Source organism: Actinoplanes sp. NPDC019969 (assembly GCF_055562375.1).
Genome location: NZ_JBVHFK010000021.1, coordinates 24250 through 48297, shown reverse-complemented (window position 1 = coordinate 48297; position 24048 = coordinate 24250). Strand labels below are relative to the sequence as shown.

Sequence of the window (24048 nt, the reverse complement as noted above, 5' to 3'; positions counted from 1 at the left end):
TGACCGGTGTGGACACGCTGACCGGTCTGCTGGACTCGCCGCGCGCCCGGGGCGCCTTCCTGCTGCGGTCGGTGTTCGATCCGCCGTTCGCGCTGCGGATCGAGGACCGGGCACCGCTGACCCTGCTCACCGTGGTGCGCGGGTCGGCGTGGCTGACCGGCGACGACGGCGAGCCGACCGCGTTGCGGCCCGGTGACGTGGCGGTGATCCGGGGGCCACAGCCGTACACGGTCGCCGACGACCCGGCGACGCCGTGGCAGACGATCATCCGGCCCGGGCAGGTGTGCGTCACGGTGGACGGCAGGGACCCCCTGGACACCCTGCACCTGGGGGTACGGACCTGGGGCGACCGGGTCGACGCGGCGACGGAGCTGCTCACCGGCACGTATCGGATGGACAGCGAGGTGAGCCGGCGGCTGCTCGGCGCGCTGCCGCGACTGCTGGTGCAGCCGGGGGCGGCGGCCGACCGTACCCTCGTGGGCCTTCTCGCCACCGAGATGTCCCGCACCGATCCGGGCCAGGAACTGGTCCTCGACCGGCTGCTCGACCTGCTGCTGGTGTCGGTGCTGCGGGCCTGGCTGGCCGCCCCGGAGGCCGGTGCTCCCGCCTGGCATCGGGCCCGGCGGGATCCGATCGCCGGGCCGGCGCTGCGGCTGCTGCACGAGGCTCCGGAGGCGCCGTGGACGGTGGCGACGCTGGCGGCCCGGATCGGGGTGTCCCGGTCGGCGCTGGCCCGGCGGTTCACCGAGCTGGTCGGCGAACCGCCGATGGCGTATCTGACCGGGTGGCGGCTCACGCTCGCCGCCGACCTGCTGCGCGAGCCGGGCGCCACGATCGGGTCGGTGGCTCGCCGGGTGGGGTACGGCAGCGCGTTCGCCCTGAGCACGGCGTTCAAACGGGAGCGCGGGATGAGCCCGCAGGAGTACCGCCGCCAGGTCACGACGGGACCGGAGCACCACCGGACCGCCCACGGTCCGAGCCGTGTCATCCTTCCGGCCGCCGCCGGCTGACCGGTGCGCCTACGCGGAATGAGTGCTTTCATGCATTAGGGTCCGTTTGTCCGTTTCCGGTCCCCCCGGATCCGCGCTAAAAGCACTCGTTCGGAGACTCTGATGTCGTACCCTGCTGCGATCTTCCGCCGCGTCGTTGCCGTCTGCGCGACCGTGGCGCTGACCGCGACGGCCTGGGCCGCCCCCGCCACCGCCGTCGCCGCGTCCGTCGCCCCCACGCCCCTGCAGTACGTGGCGCTCGGCGACTCCTACGCCGCCGGGTACGGCTCCGCGCCCACCCGCGACAACTGCGGACGGACCCCCGCCGCGTACCCGGCGCTGCTCGCCCGCAGCACCGACGGCGCGGTCGCCCTGCGCAACGCGGCCTGTGTCGACGCCACCGTCGCCGACGTCACCGGCCGGCAGCTGGCCGCCCTCGACCACCGGACCGCACTGGTCACCGTCACCGTCGGCGCCAACGACCTGGAGGTCAAGGAGGTGCTGCAGGCCTGCATGAGCCCGATGACCGCGCTGGCCTGCCGTACCGGCAACGCCCAGATCAACCGCAAGCTGGCCGTGACCCTGCCGCGCGAGATCTCCCGCATGATCCAGGCGATCCGGGCCGCCGCCCCGAACGCCCGCATCGTCGTCACCGGCTACCCGCTGCCGTTCGCGAAGACCCCCCGCTGCGCCGGCATGCCGATCCCGGCGAAGATGCGCGCCCGCGTCAACCAGGTCGCTGCCCGCCTCAACGCGGTGATCGCCGCGGCCGCCGACCGGGCCCGGATCCGGTTCGCCGACGTCGAGCAGGCGTTCGCCCGGCACGGCGTGTGCAGCCCCCGGCCGTGGCTGGTCGGCGCCGAGGGCATGCGGGACAACACCGCCCTGCACCCGACCGCCGCCGGGCACGAGCGCGGCTACCTGCCGGCGATCGCCGAGACCGGCTTCGCCGACCGTTTCTGATCCCCGCGGTGAGCGGCCCCGGGACTCCTCCCGGGGCCGCTCACGTCGCGCTCCGCAGCAGCAGGCCGCCGCCGTGGGCGAGGGCCGCGATCGTGCCGGTCGAACGTGATCGGCTCCAGGTTCCGGAGGAGCAGCTTCGCGGCCAGCGCGTGCCCGACCACGAGAACGAACTTCATGACGAACCACAGTGGCACGGCGAGCACCCAGGACAGCAGGGCCGCCGTCCACACCGGTCTCGGCATGCCACGGAAAATATCGGCTCCCGGCGATCGGGAAAGCACCCGGCGGCGGGTCAGCCAGCTCGAACTCGCGTCGCGGGCCGGCACCACCCAGCGGCACGTCACCTTCCTCGAGAGCGGCCGGTCGGCGCCCGGCCGGACCATGGTGATCCGGCTGGCCGAATCCCTCGACGTGCCGATCCGGCAACGCAACGAGCTGCTGCTCGCGGCCGGGTTCGCGCCCGCCCACCCGGAGTCCGGGCTGGACGGGCCGGGACTGGCGCCGGTCCGGGCGGCGCTCGACCGGATCCTGCACGGGCATCTGCCGTACCCCCGCAGTGGTGGTCTCCCGGCACGGCGGCCTGGTCGCCGCGAACGCCGCGTTCCACCGGCTCACCCGCGGCGCCGCCCCGGACCTGCTGGCCGCCCCGGTGAACGTGCCGCGCATCCTGCTGCATCCGCGCGGTCTCGCGCCCCGCATCGTCAACCTCGGTGAATGGGCGTGGCACGTCGTCGACCGGATCCGGGCGGAGAGCCTCGCAACCCGGACGCCCGGCTCGCGGACCTCGCCACCGAACTGACCGGGCTGGTGCCGCCCCGGCAGGTCCGGCCCGGTCATCTCGGGTTCGCGGTGCCCCTGCACCTGCGCACGGAGGACGGCCCCGACCTGCGGCTGATCACCACCCTGACGCATTTCGGCACCGCGACCGACGTGACCCTCGCCGAACCGCGGCTGGAGGCCTTCCTCCCCGCCGACGACGCGACCGCGGCCGCCCTGACCGCGTTCGCGGGCGCGCCGGGCCCGCCGCGTCACCCGGGGTGAGGCGCGAGGGCGCCGCGGTTCGGGTGACGGGCGGACAGAGTCCATGCACGGTCACCGACGAGGGCCAGCGCCGCGGGCAGCAGCACGCCGCGGACGACGGTGGCGTCGATGATCACGGCGACCGCCATCCCGACGCCGAGCATCTTGTACTCGATCGCCCCGAGCGTGATGAACACCGAGAAGACGCCGGCCATGATGACGGCGGCGCTGGAGACGACCCCGGCGCTCGTGCTGATGCCGCCGACGATCGCGTCACGGGCGGTCGCGCCGGCGGCCCACCGTTCGCGCACCCGGCTGAGGATGAAGATGTGGTAGTCCATGCTCAGGCCGAACAGGATGACGAACATGAACAGCGGCTGCCAGCCGACCACCCCGCCGTACGGTGTGAAGCCGAACGCCCCGGCCAGGTGACCGTCCTGGAACACCCAGGTCACCACGCCGTACGCGGCACCGATCGACAGCAGGTTCAGCACGATCGACACCGCCGGGATCGCCACCGAACGAAACGCCACCAGCAGCAGGGCGAACGCCGTCACGAGAACCAGCGCGTAGACCAGCGGACCGCGCGCGCGTACCACCGCGGTGAAGTCGTGGGCGAACGCGGTCCGGCCGCCGACCGCGTACTCGACACCGGGCACCGTGCCCAGGGTGGCCGGCAGCGTCTTCTCGCGGAGCGTTCGCAGCGCGGCGTTCGAGGTGCCGTCGGTGCCGCCACCCGGCAGCGGCACCCGAACCACCAGGGCCCGTCCGACGTCGACCACAGCGGCGGGCCCGGCGACCAGCCGGGTCAGTTCGCCGATCGCCTGGCGTACCGCCGGGCTGTCGGCCTCGCCGCCGTCCGCACGCCAGATCACCACCCGGGACGGCGTGGCGGCGCCGGGGAACGCCTCCTGCATCCGCGACGCCGCGTCGACGGCAGGCACGCTGCGCGGCAGGCTGTCGGTCACGGCGGCGTCCTGCAGCCGCATCCCGAGCGCCGGCAGCGTCATGGCGAGGAGCGCCGCGGTCGCGATGCCACCCCAGAGCAGAGGGCGCCGGATGACCGCACGTGCCATGGCGGACCAGACGCGCGACGGTGCCGCCGTGGTCCGCCGCCGGCCCAGCCACGGGATCCGCCCACGGTCCACGCGCGGGCCGAGCAACGAGAGCAGCGCCGGCAGGACCGTCACCGAGCCGACCACCGCCAGGCCGACGACCAGCACGGCGCCGACGGCGAGGCCCTGGAGGTTGTCGAGCCCGGTGAACAGCAGCCCGCAGACACACATCATGACGGTGAGGCCGGAGACCACGACGGCATGCCCGGAGGTGCGCGCGGTCACCCGCAGCGCCTCGGCGACATCGCGGCCGGCGGCGCGTTCCTCCCGTACCCGGCGGATGTAGAACAGCGAGTAGTCGATCCCGACCGCCACCCCGATCAGCAGCACCATCGAGGAGGCCGCGCTGTTGATCGGCATCCAGTGGCCGATCGTCTGGAGGAGCCCGAACGTGCCCGCGACAGTGGTGGCGGCGAGCAGCAACGGAATGCCCGCCGCGACCACGGAGCCGAAAACGATCAGCAGGATGACCACGGTCAACGGCAGCGAGACGATCTCCGAGCGCCGGAGATCATCCTGGAGGGCCTGGTCGACGGCGATCGACAGGCTCCGGTCGCCGGCCTGCGCGACCCGCATGTCCGGGTGCCGGGCCGCCACCGTCTCGATCGCGGCGACCGCTGTCTCGTACGCCGTAACGGGCACCTGGAACGTGACCAGGCCCGACCGCCCGTCCGGGGAGAGCAGTGACTCCACGCCGGTCTCCCCTAACGCGGCCGCCAGATCCTCCATCGCGGCTCGGGGCGAACCGGTGGCCCGCGGCTGCACCAGAACGCTCTCGCGGATCGGTTCGCGCACCTGTTGCGAGCGCAGGGCCTGCTGGGCGCGGCCGGAGTCACCCGGGTCGACGGAACGCGCCTCCGGCCCTGTCATCAGCGCGCTCGACAGGACCGCGACGACGACCAGCGTGAGCCAGCCGAGCACCGCGAGAGCCCGATGGCGGACCGACCACCCCGCGACCCGTTCTGTCAACGGGCCACCGGATTTGCTTCCGAGCAGCATGAAGTGCTGTCCTTTCGGTGAAGGAACGTTCCGGAGAGAACTCGCCCGCGGGCGAGGCGGCGCTTCTTTCATCCGGGCCGTCGAGTTGGCGCTCGACGGCCCGAACCCCAACCGTCTACTCGACCTGCTTGAGGATCCGCTCGACCGAGCTGAGACGGGCGTGTGCCCGGTCCGCCTGCTCGTCGAGGGCGACCAGACGCTTCTCGATGGCCTCCTGGAGGAGGACCGTCCGCTCGGCCAGCTCGCGGTACTCGTCCTCGCGGGCGAGGGCCGCCTTCGCCCGGATCGTGGCCGCCACCTGCACGATGATCACCGTGATGACCGTGATGACGAACGCGAAGACGCCGATCACACCGGCCACCTCCGCCCAGTCGTCGCCGCTCATGACTCCTCCACCGGGCCGGGCGACGTCAGCGACCGCGCCGCGTCCGCGATGAACTGTGGCGTGAGTGTGTAGACGAACTCGTTGACCTCGTAGAACTTCATCGCTTTCCCGTCGTCGGAGAATTCCAGCTGGGCCGACACCAGACCGGCCGCCTCGAGTTTGCGCAGGTGGACCTGCAGCAGCGCACGGCTGAGGCCCAGCTCGCGGGCCAACCGGCTCACGTAGTTGCGCTCCCGCGCCAGTGCCGCCACGACCCGCAGGCGGTGCGGGCTGGCCAGTGCGGTCAGCACCCGCACCAGGTCGTCTCCAGCCGTCCCGGGAGCACTCATAGTGAAACCCTGCACATGCCAAGGAAAGTTAGCACATGCAATCAGCGACAACTATGCGCCGGGTCCACTGTGCTCACACGACGCCGTCCAGGACACGGAGGACGCCGCCCGCACCGTCCTCCCGGGCGAGGCCCGCGGCGACGTCCCGGGCACGCTCACGGAAGCGGGGATCGCTGGTGGCGCTGGTGAGGGCCGCGGCGAGCCGGCCGGCCGTGAGCCGCCGGAACGGGATCGCGTCCGGGGTGACGCCGAGCAGGGTCAGCCGCCGCGCCCAGAACGGCTGGTCCACCACGAACGGCACCGGCACCGCCGGCACCCCGGCACGCAGGCCGGCCGCGGTGGTGCCCGCCCCGGCGTGGTGGACGACCGCCGCCATCCGCGGGAACAGCCAGTCGTGCGGCAGATCGGGAACGGTCAGCACGTCGTCGCCGGCGCCGGTCAGGCCGGCCCAGCCGGTGTTCACCACGGCGCGCAGCCCGGCTTTCCGGACGGCGGCCAGGAGCAGGGCGGACACGGCGGTCCCGTCGGCGAACGGCATGCTGCCGAACCCGATGTAGACCGGCGGTGGGCCGGCGGCGAGGAAGTCCGCGACCTCCGGCGGAGGCGTGTACGCGGGGTCGGTGGCGGGCCACCAGTAGCCGACGGTGTGATTCCCGTCCGGCCAGTCGGCGGGCTGCGGCACCACGAGAGGGCTGTAGCCGTAGCAGATCGGCCAGCGCGACGCCCGCACCCGGGCCAGCCACGCGCCGGTGCCGATCGGCGGGAGGCCGAGGTCGTCACGGAGGGCGGCGACGGCGCTGCGGAACGGGCGCTGACCCAGATGGAGCAGCGCGGACGCGACCCGGTGATTGCCGCGGGCGCCGAGCGAGCGGGTGGTGACGGTGGCCGGCGGGAACTCCCCGGTCGGGGTCATCGGCTGCAGGTAGACGCCGGCGCTCGGCAGGCTCAGCGCCTCGGCGACGTGCGCGCCGATCCAGCCGGCCGGGGTGAGCAGCAGCAGGTCGGCCTTGCGGGCGGCGTCCAGGATCGCGGCGGCCATCGGCCGGGCGTGGGCGGCGAGGATCCGGCTGAACTCGACCGTCGTCCGCAACTGGCCGCGGGCGCCCTCGGCGGCGAGGCGTTCCGTCAATTCCTCGCGCGTGTCCAGCGGCAGTGGGTGGAAGTCGAGGTCGTTACCGCGTACCAAAGGCTCGAAAAGCTCGTGGGTGGCGACCGTGACCGCATGGCCTGCCGTGACCAGGCGCCGGCCCAGGCCGGTGAACGGCGCGACGTCGCCACGACTGCCGACCGCGATGATCAGGATCCGCATCGTTCCTCACCCCACATAGGCCATGGCGAACCCGGCGGTCGGAATCCCGAAGAGCAGGGACACCACCGCCAGCCGCGCGATCGATGGGCGGCGGGTCAGTGCCGCATACGCCATGAACAGCACCGGCGCCATCACCAGCTGCGGCGCCAGCGTCTCCCGCGGCACCAGCTGATCGAACACGGCGCAGACCAGGGAGACGACAAGAGCAAGACCCCAAAGACCGAGACCGATCCGGTACGCCGCCCGCGCCCCGTACTTCACGGAAAAGGTCTCGTCACCCGCCCCCGCATCCGCGGAAACGTCGATGACCGTGGTCGGCACGTAGAGCGCGGCCGCGAACAACACCCCGATCAGCGCCAGCTGCCACGGGAACTCCCACGGCTCCCGGGTGATCGCCCAGCCCGCCGCCGGCGACACCGCCCCGACGACCACCGCGTTGACCGCCACGTCCCACCCAGGCCGGGCCTTCAGGCGCAGGGGCGGAACGCTGTACGCCCAGCCGAGCGCCAGCACCCCCGCCACACCGACGACGAACAACGGCCCGACGAACCAGGCCGCCCCGATCGACGCCAGCGCCAGCATCCGGTACCAGGTTTGCAGCCGCCGCGCCGACACCGCCCCGGTGACCAGCGGCGATGTCGCCTTCCGCGGGTTGACCCGGTCGCTGGGCAGGTCGTGCAGATCGTTCTGGGCGAGCACGGCGCCCCAGATCAGCGGTCCGAGCACGAGCAGCGCCACGATCGCGCGCCCGGCGTCGGCCGGATCGGGGAGCCAGGCGTGCCCGGCGATCACCGTTCCGAGGTAGGCGGGCACCCAGGACACCGGCCAGAACCACGGCCGCGACACCGCGACCAGAACCGCCGCGGGACGTTGCGCCAACGTCGTCATGTCCGCATCGTCACCCCCCGCTCCTGTGTGGACCCTGAGATCCCGGGCCGGCGTTGAGGTAACGCAGCACCGCCAGGACCCGGCGGTGGTCGGCGCTGTCCTGCGGCAGGTCGAGTTTGGTGAAGATGGCGGTGACGTGTTTCTCCACGCTGCGCCCGGCGAGCCGCAGGTCCTCGGCGATCGCCTGGTTGGAGCGGCCCTGCGCGACCAGGCCGAGGATCTGCCGTTCCCGCGCGGTGAGGCTGGCCATGCCCCGGTCGACCGCCGGGTCGGAGAACAGCTGCCCGACCACCTCGGGATCGAGGGCGGTGCCGCCCGCCGCGACCCGGCGCAGCGCGTCGACGAAGTCGTCGGTCCGCACGATCCGGTCCTTGAGCAGGTATCCGGTCCCGCCCCGATGATCGGCGATCAGCTCCTTGGCGTACGACTTCTCGACCCACTGGGAGAAGACCAGCACCGCCACGCCGGGGTGGGCCCGCCGGATGGCCAGCGCGGCGCGCAGCCCTTCGTCGGTGTGGGTCGGTGGCATCCGCACGTCGGCGACGACGACGTCCGGCAGGTGCTCGGCGGCGGCCGCGATCAGGTCGTCGGCGTTGTCCACGGCGGCGACCACGTCGATGTCGTAGTCGGCGAGCAGCCGGACGAGCCCGTCCCGCAGCACCGGGTTGTCCTCGGCGATGACCGTCCGCAATGTCAGAATCCTCTCGAAGGCAGTGTCAGGGTGACTCTGGTGGGGCCGCCGGGCGGGCTGTCCACGGTGAACGATCCGTCCAGCGCGGTGGCCCGGCGGCTGAGCCCGGCCAGACCGGTTCCGCCGGTCCGCGGCTCGGCGCCGCCCTTGCCGTCGTCGCGCACGGTCAGCCGTACCGTGTCGCCGTCCCCGTGCACCTCGATCGCGGCGCGGGCCGCGCCGGCGTGCCGGACGACGTTGGCGAGCAGCTCGGCGGCGGTGAAGTAGAGCGCCGACGCGACCGCGTCCCCGGGCCGCCCGTCGAGCCGGACGTCCAGGTCGACCGGCAGCGGGCTGCGCGCGGCGAGGGTCTGCAGGGCGGTCGGCAGGCCGTCGTCGAGGGCCGGCGGGTGCACGGTGCGGATGATGTCGCGGAGTTCGGTGAGGGCGTCGGCGATGGTGTCCTGCGCGTCGCGGATCAGCGGGCGGACCTCCGGGCCGGTACGCCGTTCGATCCGGGACAGCGACACCGCGAGCGCGACGAGGCGGGCCTGGGTGCCGTCGTGCAGGTCGCGTTCGACCCGGCGCAGCACCGCCGCCGCGTCCGCCTGCAGGGCCGCCCGTCCCGCCTCGAGCTGGGCGATCCGGGCGTGCGCCGGGTCGGGTTCGATGAGCGCGCGGATCAGCAGCCGGTCCAGGCCGGCACAGAGCCGGATCAGCCACGGGCACAGCAGCACCACGACGGCGCCCGCCGCACCGACCAGCCAGGCGGACCGGGCGGAGCCGGCCTGCGCCACGCCGCCGAGCACGTCGCCGGCCGACGACCACCAGGCGGGGTAGGTCATCGCCACGGCGCCGGCCACGACGAAGTAGCCCAGGTAGGCGGTGATCAGCGTCAGCGGGAGCTTGACCAGGCAGTAGCCGAGCGCCCGCCAGGCGTTGACGTCGCGCAGGACGTCCCGGGCCCACCGGACCGGGCCCCGGCCCCGGACCGCGGGCGGCGGGACCGGCCACTCCCAGCCGAGGATCAGGCGGGCCGGCGCCGGAACGTAGCGGGCGGTGGCCCGGGCCAGGAACAGCGCCGCCACCAGGATCGGCAGGCCGATGGTGAGCAGCGACAGGACCGCCCCGATCAGGCCGAGCAGCCCGAGGAGGAACGCCGGGATCGCCGGGAAGAGACTGACCAGCGCGTATCCGACCGGCCGCCAGGTGTGGCCCTCGACCGGCGCCCGCAGGATCCGGAGGATCATCACGCGTCCACGCTAACGGCCTCGAGCGGCGGCCGGCGCAGCAGGGCCGCGGCGGGCGCCAGCATGCCGAGCGCCACGACGATGACCACAGCGGACACTCCGGCGAGGAGCCATCCGGCGGGCAGGAACGGCAGGGTGACGCCGAGGGTGGCGCGCAGCAACGGGATCAGCAGGGTCAGGGCCGCGGCTGCGGCGACGGCGAGGCCGGTCACCACCACCACGAACGCCTCGCAGGCGACGATCCGCAGGGTGTGCCCTCGCGTCGCGCCGGCCAGGCGGACCGTCGCGAACTCCTGCCGCCGTCCCATCGTGACCGTGACCAGGGTGGCCAGCGCCGCGACGGTGGCGAAGGCGGTGTAGACGGCGGTGCCGGAGTAGTCCAGCCACAGCACGTCGCGGGCCTCGTCGACGCCGGTCTCGTGGGCGACGGTGGTGTGCGAGGCCACTTTGACCGCGGCGAACGAGGTGGCCAGCGCCAGCGGCACCAGCGCCCCGGACAGCGACCGTGCCCGGACCGCCATGTTGGCCGCGGCGAGGGCCCCGGTCCGGCCGAAGATCCGGGCCAGCGGCGCTCCGGCGCGGAGCAGCGCCGGGCCGAGCAGGCCGGCGGCGGCACACATCGCCAGCATGATCACGAACGCCGCGCCGCCCGCCTTCTCGGCGTCCATCCTGGCGACCAGCTGGGCGGCGAACACCCCGCCACCGGCGCAGAGCAGACCCGCGACGGTCCGGACCGGACCGATGCGGCGGCGGGGCGCGGCGGTGTCGGCCATCGCGGCGGCCGGCCGGATGCGGGACAGCCGGATCGCGGCGATCAGGGCGCCGAGCAGCGAGGTGGGCAGGGTGACGGCGAGCGCGATCGGCAGCGCCGCCGGATGCGCGTGGAACGTCACCCCGGACGGTGTCACCCCGTTGGCGACCAGCCCGGCGACCCACAGCCGCCCGGCGAGCGCACCGAGCAGCGTGCCGGTCAGGGTGGCCGGGATCGCCACCACCGCGGCCTGCAGCGCGATCGCCCGGCGGACCTGCCCGGGGCCCGCGCCGATCGTCTTGACCAGCGCGATGTCGCGGGCCTGCCGGCTGATGGCCGAGCCCATCGTCACGCCCACGATGATCAGTGAGAGGTAGACCGAGATCGCCACGAACAGCGGCGCGACCACTGTCATCCCGATCTCGTCGAGCGCCGCCCGCTCCGCCGTGGACAGCGCGGCGCGGGACAGCGACTCGTGCAGACCGAGCGAGGCGGTGACGGTCGTGGCGGCGAGGGTCTGCGTGCACGCCGGGCCGACGAAGGTCCACGGGTGCCGGCGCAGCGCCTGCCGGACCAGCCCGCGGATCATGCGGTCACCCCGGCCAGCCGGGCGGCGACCGCGGGCGCGTCGGGCGTCCTGCCGTCGGCGGCGATCGCGCCGGACCGCAGCAGCACGAGGCGGTCGCTCCAGGCGGCGGCCACCGGATCGTGGGTGACCATCACGACCGTGACACCGGCGGTGTCGACCGCCTCGCGCAGCAGCCGCAGCACCTGCGCGCCGGTCGCCGGGTCGAGCGCGCCGGTCGGCTCGTCGGCGAAGATCACGGCCGGGCCGGTGGCGAGGGTCCGGGCCAGGGCGACCCGCTGCCGCTGCCCGCCGGACAGCTCACCGACCGGGCGTCTCCCGAGGCCGCCCAGCCCGACCGCGGTGAGCACCTCGTCGACGTCGCGGGCGCGGGGCGCGCCGAGCTGCCCGGGCAGTCGCACGTTCTGCGCGACGGTCAGCTCGGACAGCAGGTTGTAGGACTGGAAGACGAAACCGATCCGGTCGCGGCGCAGCCTGGTCAGCGCCCGCTCCCGCATCCGGGTGATGTCCCGCCCGGCCAGCCGCACGGTGCCGCCGGTCGGCCGGTCCAGCCCGGCGGCGCACTGCATCAGCGTGCTCTTGCCGGAGCCGGTCGCGCCCATCACCGCCACGAACGAACCGGCCGGCACAGCGAGCGAGACGTTGTCGAGGGCCAGAGGGCCGCGCTTGCCGTACCGGCGCGACACCCCGTCCAGTTCCACCGCGATTTCCATGCGGTCAACCCTCGCCGCTCCGGGCCCCCGGCACAGCCGGGCCAGCTCCCCCACCGGGGGTCGGTTAACCGCACCATCCGGTCAGGCGGTCAGCACGCGGTCGGCGGCCTCCGCGATGGTCTTGCGGTCGTCCGCGAAGAAGCCCCCTCGTGCAAGCGGTCCAGCAGCGTGACGTCACCGGTCTCCAGGAACCGGCAGATCCCGGCGACGATCTCACCCACCACCGGCGGCTGGCCGATCCGCTGGAAGAGGTGACCGCCGACACGCGCGATCACCACCAGGGCGAGGCTCAGCAGCACCTGAGCGAGGGCATGACTGGTCAACGGAACCCCCGGACGTCGTTTCGAAAGGCGGCATGGCAGCCCCCCGCAAACCAGTTCTGAACAGGCAGGATTCACAACCGTGAAGCACAGTGGACAGTTTGGTCAACACCATCGGGCAGCCGGTGGGCGGGCACGACACGATGCCGGTTCATTCGTACGATGCCTGGCATGACCTTGGCGGAGCGCTTGCGGTGGGCACGGGAACGAGCGTTCGTCGGCAGGACCGCTGAGCTGGCTCTCTTCCGGGCCGCGCTGCACGGCGGGCCGGACAGTCCGGCGCTGCTCCACGTGCACGGGCCCGGCGGGCTCGGCAAGTCGACGCTGCTGCGGCGCTTCGCCGACGAGGCCCGTGCCGCCGGACGACAGGTGTTCGAGGTCAACGGCAGGCTCATCGACCCGTCGCCGCAGGGGTTCACCGCCGAGATCAGCGAGACGATCCCGGCCGGATCGGTGCTGATCGTCGACGCGTTCGAGCACTGCCAGGGCCTGGAGGACTGGCTGCGGGAGAGTTTCCTGCCGGCGTTGCCCGCCGACGCGCTGACCGTCGTCGCCGGGCGGGAGGCGCCCAGTGCCGTCTGGCTCGGCGATCTGGCCTGGCAGGGCGCCATGACCGTACGCCGCCTCGGTGAACTGACCGCGCAGGAGGCCGGCGAACTGCTGGACTCCCGCGGCCTGTCACCGGAGGCCCGGGACCGTGTCCTCGGTTTCGCCGGAACCCATCCGCTCGCTCTGAGCCTCGCTGCCTCGGTCGCCGCCGGACCCGACTGGGAACCCCGCCCCGACATGCTCGCCGCCCTGCTCAGCCGCCTCGTCGGGGATGTTCCGGACGCCGGCCACCGGCTCGCGCTGGAGATCGCCGCGCACGCCATGACCACCACCGAGGGCCTGCTCCGCGCCGTCGCCGGACCCGAGCGTGCCGCCGAACTGTTCGACTGGCTCCGCCGGCTGCCGGTCGCCGACTGGGGACGGCAAGGCCTCTACCTGCACGAGCTGGTCAGCGACACGGTCGACGCCGATCTGCGCTGGCGCGACCCCGACGGGTACGCCGACATGCACGCCAAGGTCGGCCATCATCTGCTCGAACAGGCCCGCACCGCCTCCGACGCGGACGCCCTGGTGGCGATCCGCGAACTGAGCTATCTGAAGCGGTACGGGTCGATGGGCGAGTTCTTCCGGATGCGCCGGGAGGGCGACTTCCACGAGGACCGGCTGCGTCCCGGCGACGAGACCGTGCTCATCCGGTTCGCCGCCGACGCCGAGGGCCCCGAGTCGGCGGCGATCGTCGCGCACTGGCTGCGGCGGCAGCCCGACGCGTTCTGGGTGTACCGGGACTCGCGGACCGGCCGCCCCGCCGGATTCCTCTGCTCCCTGCGACTCACCGAACCGCCCTCCGGCGACGACCCGGTCGCCGAGGCCGCCTGGGAGTACGCCGAACGCACCGCCCCGCTGCGCCCCGGTGAGCACCTGCGGCTCGCCCGCTACTGCCTGTACCCGCCGGCGTATTACGAGATCTCCGCCTGCCTGCACCTGATGCAGCTGCGGATCTGCGCCGACTGGATCCGGCAGCCCGGCCTGGCCTGGTCGTTCATCATCAGCCCGTTCCCCGGCCGGTGGCAACCGCTGATGGAGCACCTCGGCCACTTCCGGACCGCCGACGTGCCGCCGTACTCCCTCTTCTCCTGCGACTGGCGCAGCACCCCGCTGTCGATCTGGTTCGACCGGACCCAGCCCGGCCCGCTCGGCGGCGCGGGTGGGTCCGGCGCCGAGCACACCCTCCACCGTGACGAGTTCGACCGGGCCGTCCGCGAGGCGCTGCGCGACGTGCACCGCCCCGACGCTCTCGCCGCGAACCCGCTCCGGCACGCCCGGATGGTCAACGGCGACCCCGTCGAGGCCCTGCCCGAGCTGATCACCGAGGCCGTCGACGCCCTCCGTGACGACCCGCGCGAGGCGAAACTGCATGCGGTCCTGGCCACCACCTACTTCCGTCGGGTGCCGACCCAGTCGGCGGCGGCGCAGCGGCTCGGCCTGCCGTTCAGCACGTACCGCCGGCACCTGGACCGCGGCCAGCAACGCGTCTGCGAACTCCTCTGGCTCCGGGAGACCAGCACCCGCTGAGCAGCATGTGGTCCACGTTCGAGGCACCAGCGTGGCGGGTGTGCGGATCATGGTGAAGGATGGGCCGCGTGAGCCCTGTGAGCCGAGGTCGCAAGAAGTCGAAGTCGCGCCGTGGCGGTGGTGAGCGGGTGCTGCGCACCGTCGCCCCGCCGCCGGAGGAGTGCGACTGTCCCGACTGCGCCGGCGGCGATCTCGACCCCGCGGCGCTCATCGACGACCTGCTCGCCGGCGGCGGCGTGCTGCTGGACTGCGAGGATCCGCTCGAGGCGGAGATGTTCGGCGCGAACTTCCTGTCTGCCGGAGACCTCGCCGGGGACGGCTTCGCCGAGGCACTGGCGTCCGGGATCGTGCCGGCCGTCGAGGAGGAGAAATCCCCGGAGGCGCTCGCGGTGCTGCTGGCCATCGCCGCCGTCGACGATGTCGGGGCGGCCGCGGACGCCGCCCGGCGGCTCGCCGGGGCCGGGGTGCCGGAACCGGGCTGGGCCGCCGGGCTGCGCGCCCCGCTGACCGCCGGCGCCCTGCTGCGGTTCGCCGACGGCGACGATCAGTTGTCCGTGCTGGTGTGCACGTTCGAGCGGGGCGGGACCGTGCACGGTTTCGCCGTCAACGTCGACCACGGCGACTGTTTCGCGGCGGCCGGGATCGTGCTCTTCCCCGGCGACCTGCTGGACCAGGTGACCAGCGCGATCCAGGGCAACCGGGACGCCCGCCACCTGCGGATCACCCGGGAGACCCTCGAACCGGGCGAGTTCCGGTGGCAGGTCGAGCGGGCCCTGGACGCCCGCGCCGACCACGACTTCGACCTGCAGGACCCGGAGGAGAACCTCGACGAGGACGGCCCCGGCTATCACCTGCTGGCCGCGTTGCTGCGGGCCCGCATGTGGACGCTGCCGGAGCCGCCCCGCCCACCGGCCGGTCACGGCCGGTCCGAGATCTCCGGCGGAATCCCCGCGAACGCCTTGCCGTCGCGGCGGCTGACCCCGGCGTCGATCTATCAGATCAAGGTGAGTCTGCGCGGCGCGAAACCGCCGATCTGGCGCCGGCTGGAGGTCCCGGCCGACACGAACCTCGCGGCGCTGCACGGCATCATCCAGATCGCTTTCGACTGGGACGACAGCCACCTGCACGTCTTCGAGACCCCGGCCGGCCGGTTCGGCGTCGCGGACCGGGAACTCGGCCACCGCGCGGAGGGCCCGGTGACGCTGGAGCAGGTGGCCCCGGCGGTCAACGACAGGATCACCTACACCTACGACTTCGGGGACTCCTGGGAACACGAGATCCTCGTGGAGAAAATCGGCGACCCGCAGCCGCTCGCCGCCTATCCGCGCTGCATCGGCGGCCGTCGCGCCGCTCCTCCGGACGACTGCGGCGGCATCGGCGGTTACCACGAGCTGATCGACGTCATCGCCGATCCCTCCCATCCCGACCACGCCGACCGCCTCGCCTGGCTGGGCCTGAACTCCGCCGCCGACTTCGACCCGGCCCGCTTCAAAGCCTTCGAGATCACCCTCGAACTCCTCGGCGACGACTGACCGGCCGCGGTCGGCCGGTGATCCGGTGACGTCCGCGGCGCGCTCATCGCCGCAGATCCCAGGTGAACACGCGGACCGCCGCCGCGATCGCCATGACCGCCACCAGGCCCAGCGAGACCGCCGCGGGGACCAGGCCGGTCGCGCCGGGGACCTGCCAGGCGATCCGGGCGAGCTGGGTCACGGCGCCCCCGGGCAGCGCCAGCATCGCCCAGGTCACCTCATCCGGCGGCGTCTGCGCGGTCCACAGCGCACCGCCCAGGAACGCCAGCCCGATCGGCGTGGTGGTCAGCTGCGCGAGCTCCGGCGCCGAGGTGAAGGCGGCGGTCAGCGCGGCGAGAGCGCACGCGGCCACGACGCCGGCCACCGTCGCGAGCACCAGCGGGGCAGCGTCCCCCGGCAGCGCGCCGCCGAGCGCCATGACCAGCCCGAGGAGGAGCCCCGCCTGGACCACGGTGAGCGCCGCGGTCGGAACGAGGCTGCCGGCCAGGATCGCGGTGTCCGAGGCGCCGCTGAGGCGCAGCCTGCGCAGCACCGACTGCTGCCGGCGGCCGGAGAGGATCGTGGTGCCGGAGACGTAGGCCGTCAGCGTGATCAGCGTGACCAGCACCAGTCCGGCGGCAGCGCCGGTGCCCGCCCGTCCGGTGTCGGCCTCGGCCCACACGATCAGCAGCCCGAGCGCGACCGGCAGGATCGCGCCCATCAGCAGGGTCAGCCGATGCCGGTACAGCAGCGTGAGCTCCGCGCCCGCGATCAACAGGGCCGGCCTCATCCGGGCCGCCGCTCGACGGCCTGGTGGAAGGACGCCGCCAGATCGGCCGGGCCGGTCTGCGTCACCCGCCCGCGATCCATGATGGCGATGCGGTCGGCGGTCTGCCCGGCCTCCTCGAGGTAGTGGGTGGTGAACACGATCGTCGTGCCCTCCCGGCGGCGGCCACGCAGCAGATCCCAGGTGCGCTCGCGGGCCTGCGGGTCGAGGCCGGACGTCGGCTCGTCGAGCAGCAGCAGGCGGGGCTCACCGCAGAGAGCGACGGCGAGGTCGAGACGACGGCGCTCGCCACCGGAGAGCTGGCGGACCCGCAGCCTCGCACGCTGCTCCAGGCCGGCGTCGGCGAGCAGCCCGGCGGCGGCCCGCTCCACCCGCTGCCGCCGGTGCAGGCGCAGCCAGAGCCGGACGGTCTCGGCCACGGTCAGGTCCGGCGCGCAGCCGCTCTCCTGCAGCACGACGCCGACCGCGGGGGCCAGCGCCCGCCGGTCCCGGAACGGATCACGGCCGAACAGCCGGACCGTCCCGCCTGCGGGCCGCCGGTGCCCCAGCAGCAGCTCCATGACCGTCGTCTTGCCGGCCCCGTTGGTCCCGAGCAGGGCGAACATCTCGCCCTCCCGGATCGTCAGATCCACTTCACACACCACAGCGGACGCGCCGTAGGCGAACCGCAACCCCGCACAGTCGACCGGATTCATGCCGTCGAGTCTCGGCCCGCCGGGCGCGGCGGCCCAGTGCCGTAACCACACCGGGCTTCATGACAGATGTCATCAATGTTCCCGATCATCGGCCGGCGGCCCGCATCATGGGGGCGTGAACGCAGCGAACGAATCAGCGAGCGGCCTCGCCGCGCTGCGCCGGCTCACCTGGTGGCTCATGATCGGGTGCCTGGCCGGTGTGGTGCTGCTGGTCGCCACCGAGTTGCCGGACGTGCCGGCCCGGGCCGTGGTGTTCGCCGTCCTGCTGCCGGTCTGCACGGTCGCCGGCTTCCTCTTCGCCGTCCCGCTGGCCGGCGGGCCCCCGCCGCCGGCCGCGGTGATCCTCGCGGCCGGTGGCGGCGCGACCGGCATCCTGGCTTACGGGCACGTGGCGGGCGCCGGCGGCTTCCCCTGGGTGCTGCCGCTGGCCGCGGTGCTCGCCGCGGCACACGCCGGCGCGCACCGGCCGGCCCACCTGGTCTGGCCGGCCGGCGCCGGGCTCGCCTTCGCCGCGGCATGGGCCGGCAGCGGGACCACGCTGCTGACGGCGGTGACCGACGCCGGCATGACCGTGCTGTGCGCGGCCTCGCTCTACGCGCAGATCTGGATCTGTGAGGTCGCCGAGCGGCTCGACCACGCCCGCCGGGCCGAGCGGACCGCCGCGGTCACCGGCGAGCGCCTGCGGTTCGCTGCCGAGCTGCACGACATCCAGGGCCACAATCTGCAGGTCATCGCCTTGAAGAGTGAGCTGGCGGAGCGGCTCGCCGCAACCGATCCGGCGCAGGCCGCGGCACAGATGCGCGAGGTTCAGGCGCTGGCCCGGCAGGCTTTGGGCGACACCCGCGACATCGTCCAGGGCTACCGCGCGGTGTCCCTGGGCACCGAGGTGACCAACGCGGCCCGGGTGCTCGCCGCGGCCGGTGTCACGCCGACGATCGCGCCGCCCGCCGGGTTGCCGGCCCTGCCGCCGGCTGTGGAGAAACTGCTCGGCCTGGTCGTGCGGGAGTGCACCACGAACGTGTTGCGGCACAGTTCGGCCACCCGGTGCGAGATCTCCCTGGCCGCCGGGCCCGGCGCCGTGGTGCTGCGGTTCGTCAACGACGCGCCGATCGCGGGCGCGCCCGGCCCGGCAGGCGGCCTGGCCGGGCTCTCCGAGTGCCTGGCCGCCGCCGGCGGAGGCTTGCGGACCGCCCCGTCGACGGACGCGTTCGAGGTCAGCGCCACCCTGCCCCTGACGGCCGCCGGCCGATGATCACGTTGCTGCTCGCCGACGACGAGGACCTGATCCGCGGAGCGCTCGCCGCCCTGCTCGGGCTGGAGGGCGACCTGACCGTCGTGGGCGAGGCCGCGGACAGTGCGGCCGCCGTCCGGACCGCTGTGCGCACCCGGCCCGACCTCGCCGTCCTGGATCTGGAGATGCCGCCGGGCGACGGGCTGCAGGCGGCTGCCGAGATCCGGACGCGCCTCGGGATCCCGATCGTCCTGGTGACCCGGCACGCCCGCCCGGCGGTCCTGCGGCGCGCCCTGGCCGCCGGGGTCGGCGGTTTCGTCCCCAAGACGACTCCGGCGGCCCGGCTCGCCGCGATCATCCGCTCGGTGCACGCCGGCCGGCGTTATGTCGATCCGGAGATCGCCGCCAGCGCCCTGAGCGAGAACGACTGCCCCCTCACCGCGCGCGAGCTGGAGATCCTGGCCGCGGTCCGGGGTGGCGCCCCGATCAACGAGGTCGCGGCTGCCGTGCATCTGGCGCCGGGCACGGTCCGCAACTACCTGTCCGCGGCGATGACGAAACTCGGCGCCGACACCCGCCACGCCGCCGCCCACCACGCCTGGCAGCAGGGGTGGATATGACCGGTCACGCGGGACCCCTAACGAGGAGACTGCGCGCACGGGTCCTCGAACGGCACGTCCGGCAGATAGCCGCTCCACACCTCGGGGGTCAGGACGCCCGCCGTGGTCCGGCAGATGCGGGTGGCTCCGGCTTCCGGGTCGAGGTTCCAGATCCGGGTGTACGCGTCGGCGACACTGATCAGGGATCTCCCGTCGCCGGTGAACAGCAGCCGCTTGATGTTGGCGGTGTGCCCGGTGAGCGGTTCGCCGATCGGGGACGCGTGGTCCGGGTCGGTGACGTTCCACAGGCGGATCGTGTTGTCGACCGCTCCGGTGGCCAGGGTCCTGCCGTCCGGGCTGAAGGCGATGGCGCTGACCGGCGCCCCGTGCCCGGCCAGCGGGACACCGAGTGGCCGCGACGTGGCGGCGTCCCACAGCGCGACGGTCTTGTCGAAGTTCCCGGCCGCGATCACCCTGCCGTCGGGACGGTAGGCGACCGTCACATACCCGGAGGCCTGCCCGGCCAGCGGCGCTTCGGCCCGGCCCGGGTGCCGCGGGTCGCTGACGTCCCACACCTGCACCTGCCTGCCGTCGCCGGAGAGCAGCCGCCGTCCGTCCGGGCTGAAGACGACGTTGGTGACGTTGTCCTGGTTCTCCGCGTTGACGAAACCGCCGATCGGGGCCGGGTGGGCGGGGTCGGCGAGGTTCCACAGCCGGATGCCGCTGCCGATGCCGTTGGTGGCGAGCAGTGGCCGGGTGGGGTGGAACGCCACCGAGTTGATCGCGGTGGCGTGGGCCTTGCCGATCACGCTCCGCCGGGTGGGGCGGGCCGGGTCGGAGAGGTCGGTGATCTCGATCCGGGCGGCGTTGTCGGCGGTGGCGAGCAGGCGGCCGTCGCTGCTGAGGGCGACCGCCCAGATCTCACTGCCGTGACCGGTCGGGACAGCCGTGGCGTGGGCGCCGTCCGGGTCCCAGACCCGGATCCGGGAGTCGTCGCCGGCGACGAGGAGACGGCCGTCGCGGGTCAGGGTGGCGTCGTTGTCGCTGATGCTGCCGCTGTCGAGCATGGTCGGCGGCAGGTTCCACAGGTGCGCCCGGGCGTCGTCGCCGGCGGTGACGAGGCTGCGGCTGTCGGGGCTGAAGGCGACGGTCCAGCCGGAGCCGGTCATGCCGGTCAGGTCGGCGACCGCGGCGGTGGGCCGGCCGGGGCCGCCGATCCGCCACACGCGGGTTCTGCCGTCTAGGCCGGGTGCGGCCATCTCGTGCCCGTCCGGGCTGAACGCGACCGACCCGAACCCGGAGTCCGGGCCGACGAGCGGATCGCCGAGGGGTTTCGCGGCGTCCGGCCGGGTGAGATCCCACAGGCGGACGGTCCCGTCGAAGGAGCTGCTGGCCAGCATCGGCGCGGCCGGGTGGAAGGCCAGTGCGGTGATCTCCGAGGTGTGCCCGGTCAACGGCCTGCCGACGGGTACGGGCCGGGCCGCGTCCGCCGCGTTCCACAGTCGCACCGGCCCGTCCCGTCCGCCGGTGGCGAGCAGCCGCCCGCCCGGCTGGAACCGGACGGCTTCGATCGGGGTCGCCGACACCTGTGGTTTCCCGAGGGCGGCCGGCCGGCCCGGCACGCTCACGTCCCAGAACCGCAACGTGTGGTCGCCGCCGCCGCTGGCCAGCACTTTGCCGTCGCCGCTGAACGAGATGCCCCACGCCGCCGCGTCGTGTGCCTTCCATCCGGGGCCGATCGGCGCCGCGTGCGCGGGGTCGCTGACGTCCCACAGCCGGATGTGCCCGTCGACGGTGGACCCGGCGAGGATCCGCCCGGTGGGGTCGAAGGTGACCGCGCGGACTTCGGCCTCGTACGTCAGAGGGGACCCGACGGGGGCCGCACCCTGCCAGAGCCGGATGGTCCGGTCGGCGCCGGCGGTGGCCAGCAGGCCGCCGCCGGGCCGGAAGGCCGCGGACCAGATGGTGCGGCTGTGGCCGCGCAGCGGCTGGGCGAGCACCGCGTTCTCCGCGCCGATCATCCGGCTGCCGGTGGCGGCGGTGGGCCGGCGCCGGTGCGCGAGCAGGTCGAGGCGGGCCGCCAGCGACGGGTTCCCGGCCCGGATCCGGTCCGCCTGCGCGCTGATCTGGCTGGTCACCGCGTCGTCGCGCTGGCGGACCGCCTCTCCGCGCGCCGCGTTGGCGAAGACGGCGCCGGTGGTGGCGGCGAGCGACAGCACGGCGAGGGCGGCGACGGCGGCGCGGCCCCGGCGGCGGGACCGGCGTTCCTGCCGTTCGGACGCGGCCAGGAAGGCGCGCATGTCGTCGTTGAGCTGGTGGCCGTGCAGCGCCGACCAGTCCCGCGCGGCTTGCAGGCGGCGTCCGCGCAGCAGCAGGGACGTGTCGGCGCCGGCGGTCTTCCAGCCGGTGGTGGCGTCGGCGACGGCCCGCCGGGTGCCTTCGTGGTCGGCGGTCAGCCAGGCGTCGAGCCGTTCCCACGACCGGATCAGCGCCTCGTGCACGATCCGCACCTCATCGGTGGGGGCGGGGCCGGCGGGCGTGAAGGACAGCGCGGAGGAGGAGAAGGAGAACGAGCCGGTGGACGCGAACGGCACGCCGGAGGAAGCGCCGACGGCGATGAGACGGGCGTCGGTCAGCGCGGTCAGGGCCCGCCGGGCGGCTTCCGGGTCGCGGCCGACACCGTGGGCTTCGGCGAGGGTGACGGGACGGCGGGTCCGCGTACCGTCCCGGTCGTCGATCATGGTGAGCAGCAGCAGGTGGACGGCACGCTGCGCCTCCGGGTCGAGGGCCTCGTACATCCGCTCCGCCGCCTGCCGGATCGCCCCGGCGACGCCGCCGGCGCCGGTGTATCCGGCGACCGTGAGCACCCGCCCGGTCCGTTCCCGCCAGGTCTGCATCAGGGCATAGGAGAGGTACGGCAGAACGTCCGCGTTGTTCACCGGCGACGATCCGGGCGCCGGGTCCACGCCCAGGTCGCGCAGCACCACCTCGTCGAGTCCCGCCTGCAGCGCCAGGTTCCGCAGCCGCGCCGGCCGGGTGATCGCCTCCCGCAGTTCCGCCGTGGTCATCGGCCCGACCACCACCTGGTCGTTGGCGAGCGCCGCCGCGAGCCGCGGGATCCGGGTGCACTGCCCGTGGAAGTCCGACCGGATGCCGAGCATGACCAGCGCGCCCGCCCCGGCCGCGGTGTCCAGCGCGTCGACGAACCGCTGCCGCGTCCCCGGGTCGTCGACCCTGGTGAACAGCTCCTCGAACTGGTCGACGACGAGCACGGTGCGCCGCCGGTCCCCGGTGAGGACGCCGGCGAGGGTGGCCAGCGGGTCCGGGCCGGGCGTCATCGACGTGCACCGCCAGGTCTCGCTGCCCGGGATGGCGCCCTTGCGCAGGGCCGGCAGCAGACCGGCGTGCAGCACCGACGACTTGCCGCAGCCGGACGGCCCGATGGTGACGCACAGCCCGCCGGTCCGGCCGGCCCGTTCCAGGCGTTCCACGAGCTGCCGGGTCAGATCGGCCCGCCCGAAGAAGACATCACCATCCTCTGCGGCGTACGAGTCCAGGCCCAGGTACGGCGATCGCTCGTCGAACCCGTCCACCGCCTCGACCGGATCCGGGTCGACGTCCCGGTAGGCCCGGTTCGCGGTGAACACCAGGTCGCCCAGGTCGTTCTCGGTGCGCAGATGCGGTACGGGGTGGCCGTGCCGTTTGAGTTCCCGCGCCAGGTGCTGGTGGACGACCCGCAGGGTGAGCTGCCGAGGGCTCGCCGGGTCGCCGGCCCGCAGCAACTCCAGGAACGCGCCGGTCATCACGGTGTACGTGGCGCCCGCCTCGACCAGCGCGTTCTCGTCCTTGCCTGCGGAGGCGAGCAGCCCGTCGAGGCCGGTGAGCACGGCGGCCCGCTTGGCATAGCAGCAGTCCAGCACGAACAGCACCCGCGCCGGGCTGGCCTTACGCAGGTCCCCGGCGACGTCCCGCAGCCGCAGCGCCTGATGCGGCATGCCGGAACCGCTGCCGTCCCCGGTCTTGCGGGTGGCCAGATACAACTCGCCGTCGTCCGGCACCACGCCGTGCCCGACGTACCAGACGATCAGCAGCGACCCGGCCTGCTTCGCCGCGTCGACGATCGCCGCGGCGAACTCCTCGGGCGTTCCCGGGTCGGTCAGGACCTGAGCGTTCTCCTCGGGGACGCCGCACCACTGCACGAACGCGTCGCGGACCGCCGTCGCCGACACCGCCGCCTGTGGCACGTCGGGCAGCACCGAGCCGGGCCGGTGGGTGGCGGTGCCGACCGCGAGGATCCGGATGTCACGCCCGGCCAGGTCGGCCATCGGCCCCGTCCCCCGGTTCGGCGCCCAGTTCCTCCAGCTGCCGCCGCGCCTCGGCGGTCAGTTTCGCCAGTTCGTCCGGGGCGAGACCGCGGAACCGCTGGGCTTCCAGGGTGATGCTGGCGCCGTCCGGCCGCTGCACCGTGATCGTGAGATCGGTACGCCGGTTCCGCAGCCACGTCACGACCAGCGTGGCGAGCGGCGCCGCCGTCGTGGTGAGCACCACGCTGAGCGCTTCCAGAGCCGGCCCGAGGTGGCCGGGCCGGACCGCCCCGTGCACCGTCTCGACCCGCCCCCGGAACTCGTCGTCGTCGATGAGCCAGTCCCGCAGCGCGCGTAGGTCGTCACCCGCACCCGCGGGCTCGTCCGCTGTGATGAGCATCAGCACCCGGCAAATTAGACGCTCGCGGTGCGAACCGGGCCATCACTCCACCGGGTGACCGCACGGGCAGGGTCGCCGGTCCGGCCGAATGTCGTACCCCGTCCGTACGCTCC

General features: G+C 73.8%; 22 protein-coding genes and 1 pseudogene. 9 read left to right on the top strand and 14 right to left on the bottom strand.

Annotation, left to right across the window (positions count from 1 at the left end; all coding sequences use genetic code 11):
* Positions 1-8 precede the first annotated feature (8 nt).
* The 5 genes and pseudogenes from ACZ3II_RS40620 to ACZ3II_RS40600 all read left to right on the top strand — a co-directional run bounded on the left by ACZ3II_RS40620 (position 9) and on the right by ACZ3II_RS40600 (position 2993).
* Entirely contained in the window at positions 9-1010 is a 1002-nt protein-coding gene (locus ACZ3II_RS40620; RefSeq protein ID WP_465525653.1) for an AraC family transcriptional regulator, read from the top strand.
* 102 nt (positions 1011-1112) lie between these two features.
* Positions 1113-1952 (top strand): SGNH/GDSL hydrolase family protein, encoded by an 840-nt coding sequence (locus ACZ3II_RS40615; RefSeq protein WP_465525651.1) that lies wholly within the window; start codon positions 1113-1115, stop codon positions 1950-1952.
* A gap of 174 nt (positions 1953-2126) precedes the next feature.
* A pseudogene (locus ACZ3II_RS40610) lies at positions 2127-2363 on the top strand (helix-turn-helix domain-containing protein); the annotation flags it as partial.
* 145 nt (positions 2364-2508) lie between these two features.
* Positions 2509-2751, top strand: a complete 243-nt coding sequence (locus ACZ3II_RS40605; RefSeq protein WP_465525649.1) for an MmyB family transcriptional regulator — start codon at positions 2509-2511, stop codon at positions 2749-2751.
* Entirely contained in the window at positions 2673-2993 is a 321-nt protein-coding gene (locus tag ACZ3II_RS40600; protein WP_465525647.1) for a hypothetical protein, read from the top strand. The genes ACZ3II_RS40605 and ACZ3II_RS40600 overlap by 79 nt, the downstream gene beginning before the upstream one ends.
* On the opposite strand, the gene ACZ3II_RS40595 is transcribed toward ACZ3II_RS40600, so the two are convergent.
* The 10 genes from ACZ3II_RS40595 to ACZ3II_RS40550 all read right to left on the bottom strand — a co-directional run bounded on the left by ACZ3II_RS40595 (position 2981) and on the right by ACZ3II_RS40550 (position 12290).
* Positions 2981-5056, bottom strand: coding sequence for an MMPL family transporter (locus ACZ3II_RS40595; RefSeq protein ID WP_465525646.1), 2076 nt, complete (start codon positions 5054-5056; stop codon positions 2981-2983). The two genes, ACZ3II_RS40600 and ACZ3II_RS40595, sit on opposite strands and share 13 nt — an antisense overlap.
* Positions 5057-5201: 145 nt before the next feature.
* The gene (locus ACZ3II_RS40590; RefSeq protein ID WP_465525644.1) at positions 5202-5471 is read right to left on the bottom strand and encodes a hypothetical protein; all 270 of its coding nucleotides are present in this window, start codon (positions 5469-5471) and stop codon (positions 5202-5204) included.
* Positions 5468-5800: an ArsR/SmtB family transcription factor gene (locus ACZ3II_RS40585; RefSeq protein ID WP_465525642.1), complete on the bottom strand. Its 333-nt coding sequence runs from the start codon at positions 5798-5800 to the stop codon at positions 5468-5470. The genes ACZ3II_RS40590 and ACZ3II_RS40585 overlap by 4 nt, the downstream gene beginning before the upstream one ends.
* 73 nt (positions 5801-5873) lie before the next feature.
* Positions 5874-7109 carry a glycosyltransferase gene (locus ACZ3II_RS40580; RefSeq protein WP_465525640.1) on the bottom strand — a complete coding sequence of 412 codons (1236 nt, stop codon included), beginning with the start codon at positions 7107-7109 and terminating at the stop codon, positions 5874-5876.
* Between the two features lie 6 nt (positions 7110-7115).
* Entirely contained in the window at positions 7116-7997 is an 882-nt protein-coding gene (locus ACZ3II_RS40575) for a UbiA prenyltransferase family protein (protein WP_465525638.1), read from the bottom strand.
* 10 nt (positions 7998-8007) lie between these two features.
* On the bottom strand, positions 8008-8688 hold the full coding sequence (locus ACZ3II_RS40570; protein WP_465525636.1) for a response regulator transcription factor: 681 nt from the start codon (positions 8686-8688) through the stop codon (positions 8008-8010).
* Between the two features lie 2 nt (positions 8689-8690).
* Positions 8691-9917 (bottom strand): sensor histidine kinase, encoded by a 1227-nt coding sequence (locus ACZ3II_RS40565; protein ID WP_465525729.1) that lies wholly within the window; start codon positions 9915-9917, stop codon positions 8691-8693.
* Positions 9917-11257, bottom strand: coding sequence for an FtsX-like permease family protein (locus tag ACZ3II_RS40560; RefSeq protein ID WP_465525634.1), 1341 nt, complete (start codon positions 11255-11257; stop codon positions 9917-9919). The genes ACZ3II_RS40565 and ACZ3II_RS40560 overlap by 1 nt, the downstream gene beginning before the upstream one ends.
* Positions 11254-11967, bottom strand: a complete 714-nt coding sequence (locus ACZ3II_RS40555; RefSeq protein ID WP_465525632.1) for an ABC transporter ATP-binding protein — start codon at positions 11965-11967, stop codon at positions 11254-11256. The genes ACZ3II_RS40560 and ACZ3II_RS40555 overlap by 4 nt, the downstream gene beginning before the upstream one ends.
* 89 nt (positions 11968-12056) lie before the next feature.
* Entirely contained in the window at positions 12057-12290 is a 234-nt protein-coding gene (locus ACZ3II_RS40550) for a hypothetical protein (RefSeq protein WP_465525630.1), read from the bottom strand.
* Positions 12291-12458: 168 nt separating this feature from the next.
* On the opposite strand from ACZ3II_RS40550, the gene ACZ3II_RS40545 reads away from it, so the two are divergent.
* Both ACZ3II_RS40545 and ACZ3II_RS40540 read left to right on the top strand, forming a co-directional pair.
* Positions 12459-14408 (top strand): ATP-binding protein, encoded by a 1950-nt coding sequence (locus ACZ3II_RS40545; protein WP_465525628.1) that lies wholly within the window; start codon positions 12459-12461, stop codon positions 14406-14408.
* Between the two features lie 68 nt (positions 14409-14476).
* The gene (locus ACZ3II_RS40540) at positions 14477-15940 is read left to right on the top strand and encodes a plasmid pRiA4b ORF-3 family protein (protein WP_465525626.1); all 1464 of its coding nucleotides are present in this window, start codon (positions 14477-14479) and stop codon (positions 15938-15940) included.
* Between the two features lie 43 nt (positions 15941-15983).
* Here ACZ3II_RS40540 and ACZ3II_RS40535 read toward each other — a convergent pair whose 3' ends face one another.
* Positions 15984-16709: an ABC transporter permease gene (locus ACZ3II_RS40535; RefSeq protein WP_465525624.1), complete on the bottom strand. Its 726-nt coding sequence runs from the start codon at positions 16707-16709 to the stop codon at positions 15984-15986.
* Positions 16706-17401 (bottom strand): ABC transporter ATP-binding protein, encoded by a 696-nt coding sequence (locus ACZ3II_RS40530; protein ID WP_465525622.1) that lies wholly within the window; start codon positions 17399-17401, stop codon positions 16706-16708. Before ACZ3II_RS40530 ends, ACZ3II_RS40535 begins: the two co-directional genes overlap by 4 nt.
* Before the next feature lie 115 nt (positions 17402-17516).
* On the opposite strand from ACZ3II_RS40530, the gene ACZ3II_RS40525 reads away from it, so the two are divergent.
* Positions 17517-18653 (top strand): sensor histidine kinase, encoded by a 1137-nt coding sequence (locus tag ACZ3II_RS40525; protein WP_465525620.1) that lies wholly within the window; start codon positions 17517-17519, stop codon positions 18651-18653.
* Complete coding sequence (locus ACZ3II_RS40520) at positions 18650-19252, top strand: response regulator transcription factor (protein ID WP_465525618.1); 603 nt, start codon at positions 18650-18652, stop codon at positions 19250-19252. The genes ACZ3II_RS40525 and ACZ3II_RS40520 overlap by 4 nt, the downstream gene beginning before the upstream one ends.
* 17 nt (positions 19253-19269) lie before the next feature.
* On the opposite strand, the gene ACZ3II_RS40515 is transcribed toward ACZ3II_RS40520, so the two are convergent.
* Positions 19270-23556 (bottom strand): nSTAND1 domain-containing NTPase, encoded by a 4287-nt coding sequence (locus ACZ3II_RS40515; RefSeq protein WP_465525616.1) that lies wholly within the window; start codon positions 23554-23556, stop codon positions 19270-19272.
* A complete protein-coding gene (locus tag ACZ3II_RS40510) occupies positions 23534-23935 on the bottom strand; it encodes an effector-associated constant component EACC1 (protein WP_465525727.1) in 402 nt (133 codons plus the stop codon). The genes ACZ3II_RS40515 and ACZ3II_RS40510 overlap by 23 nt, the downstream gene beginning before the upstream one ends.
* Positions 23936-24048: the final 113 nt, after the last annotated feature.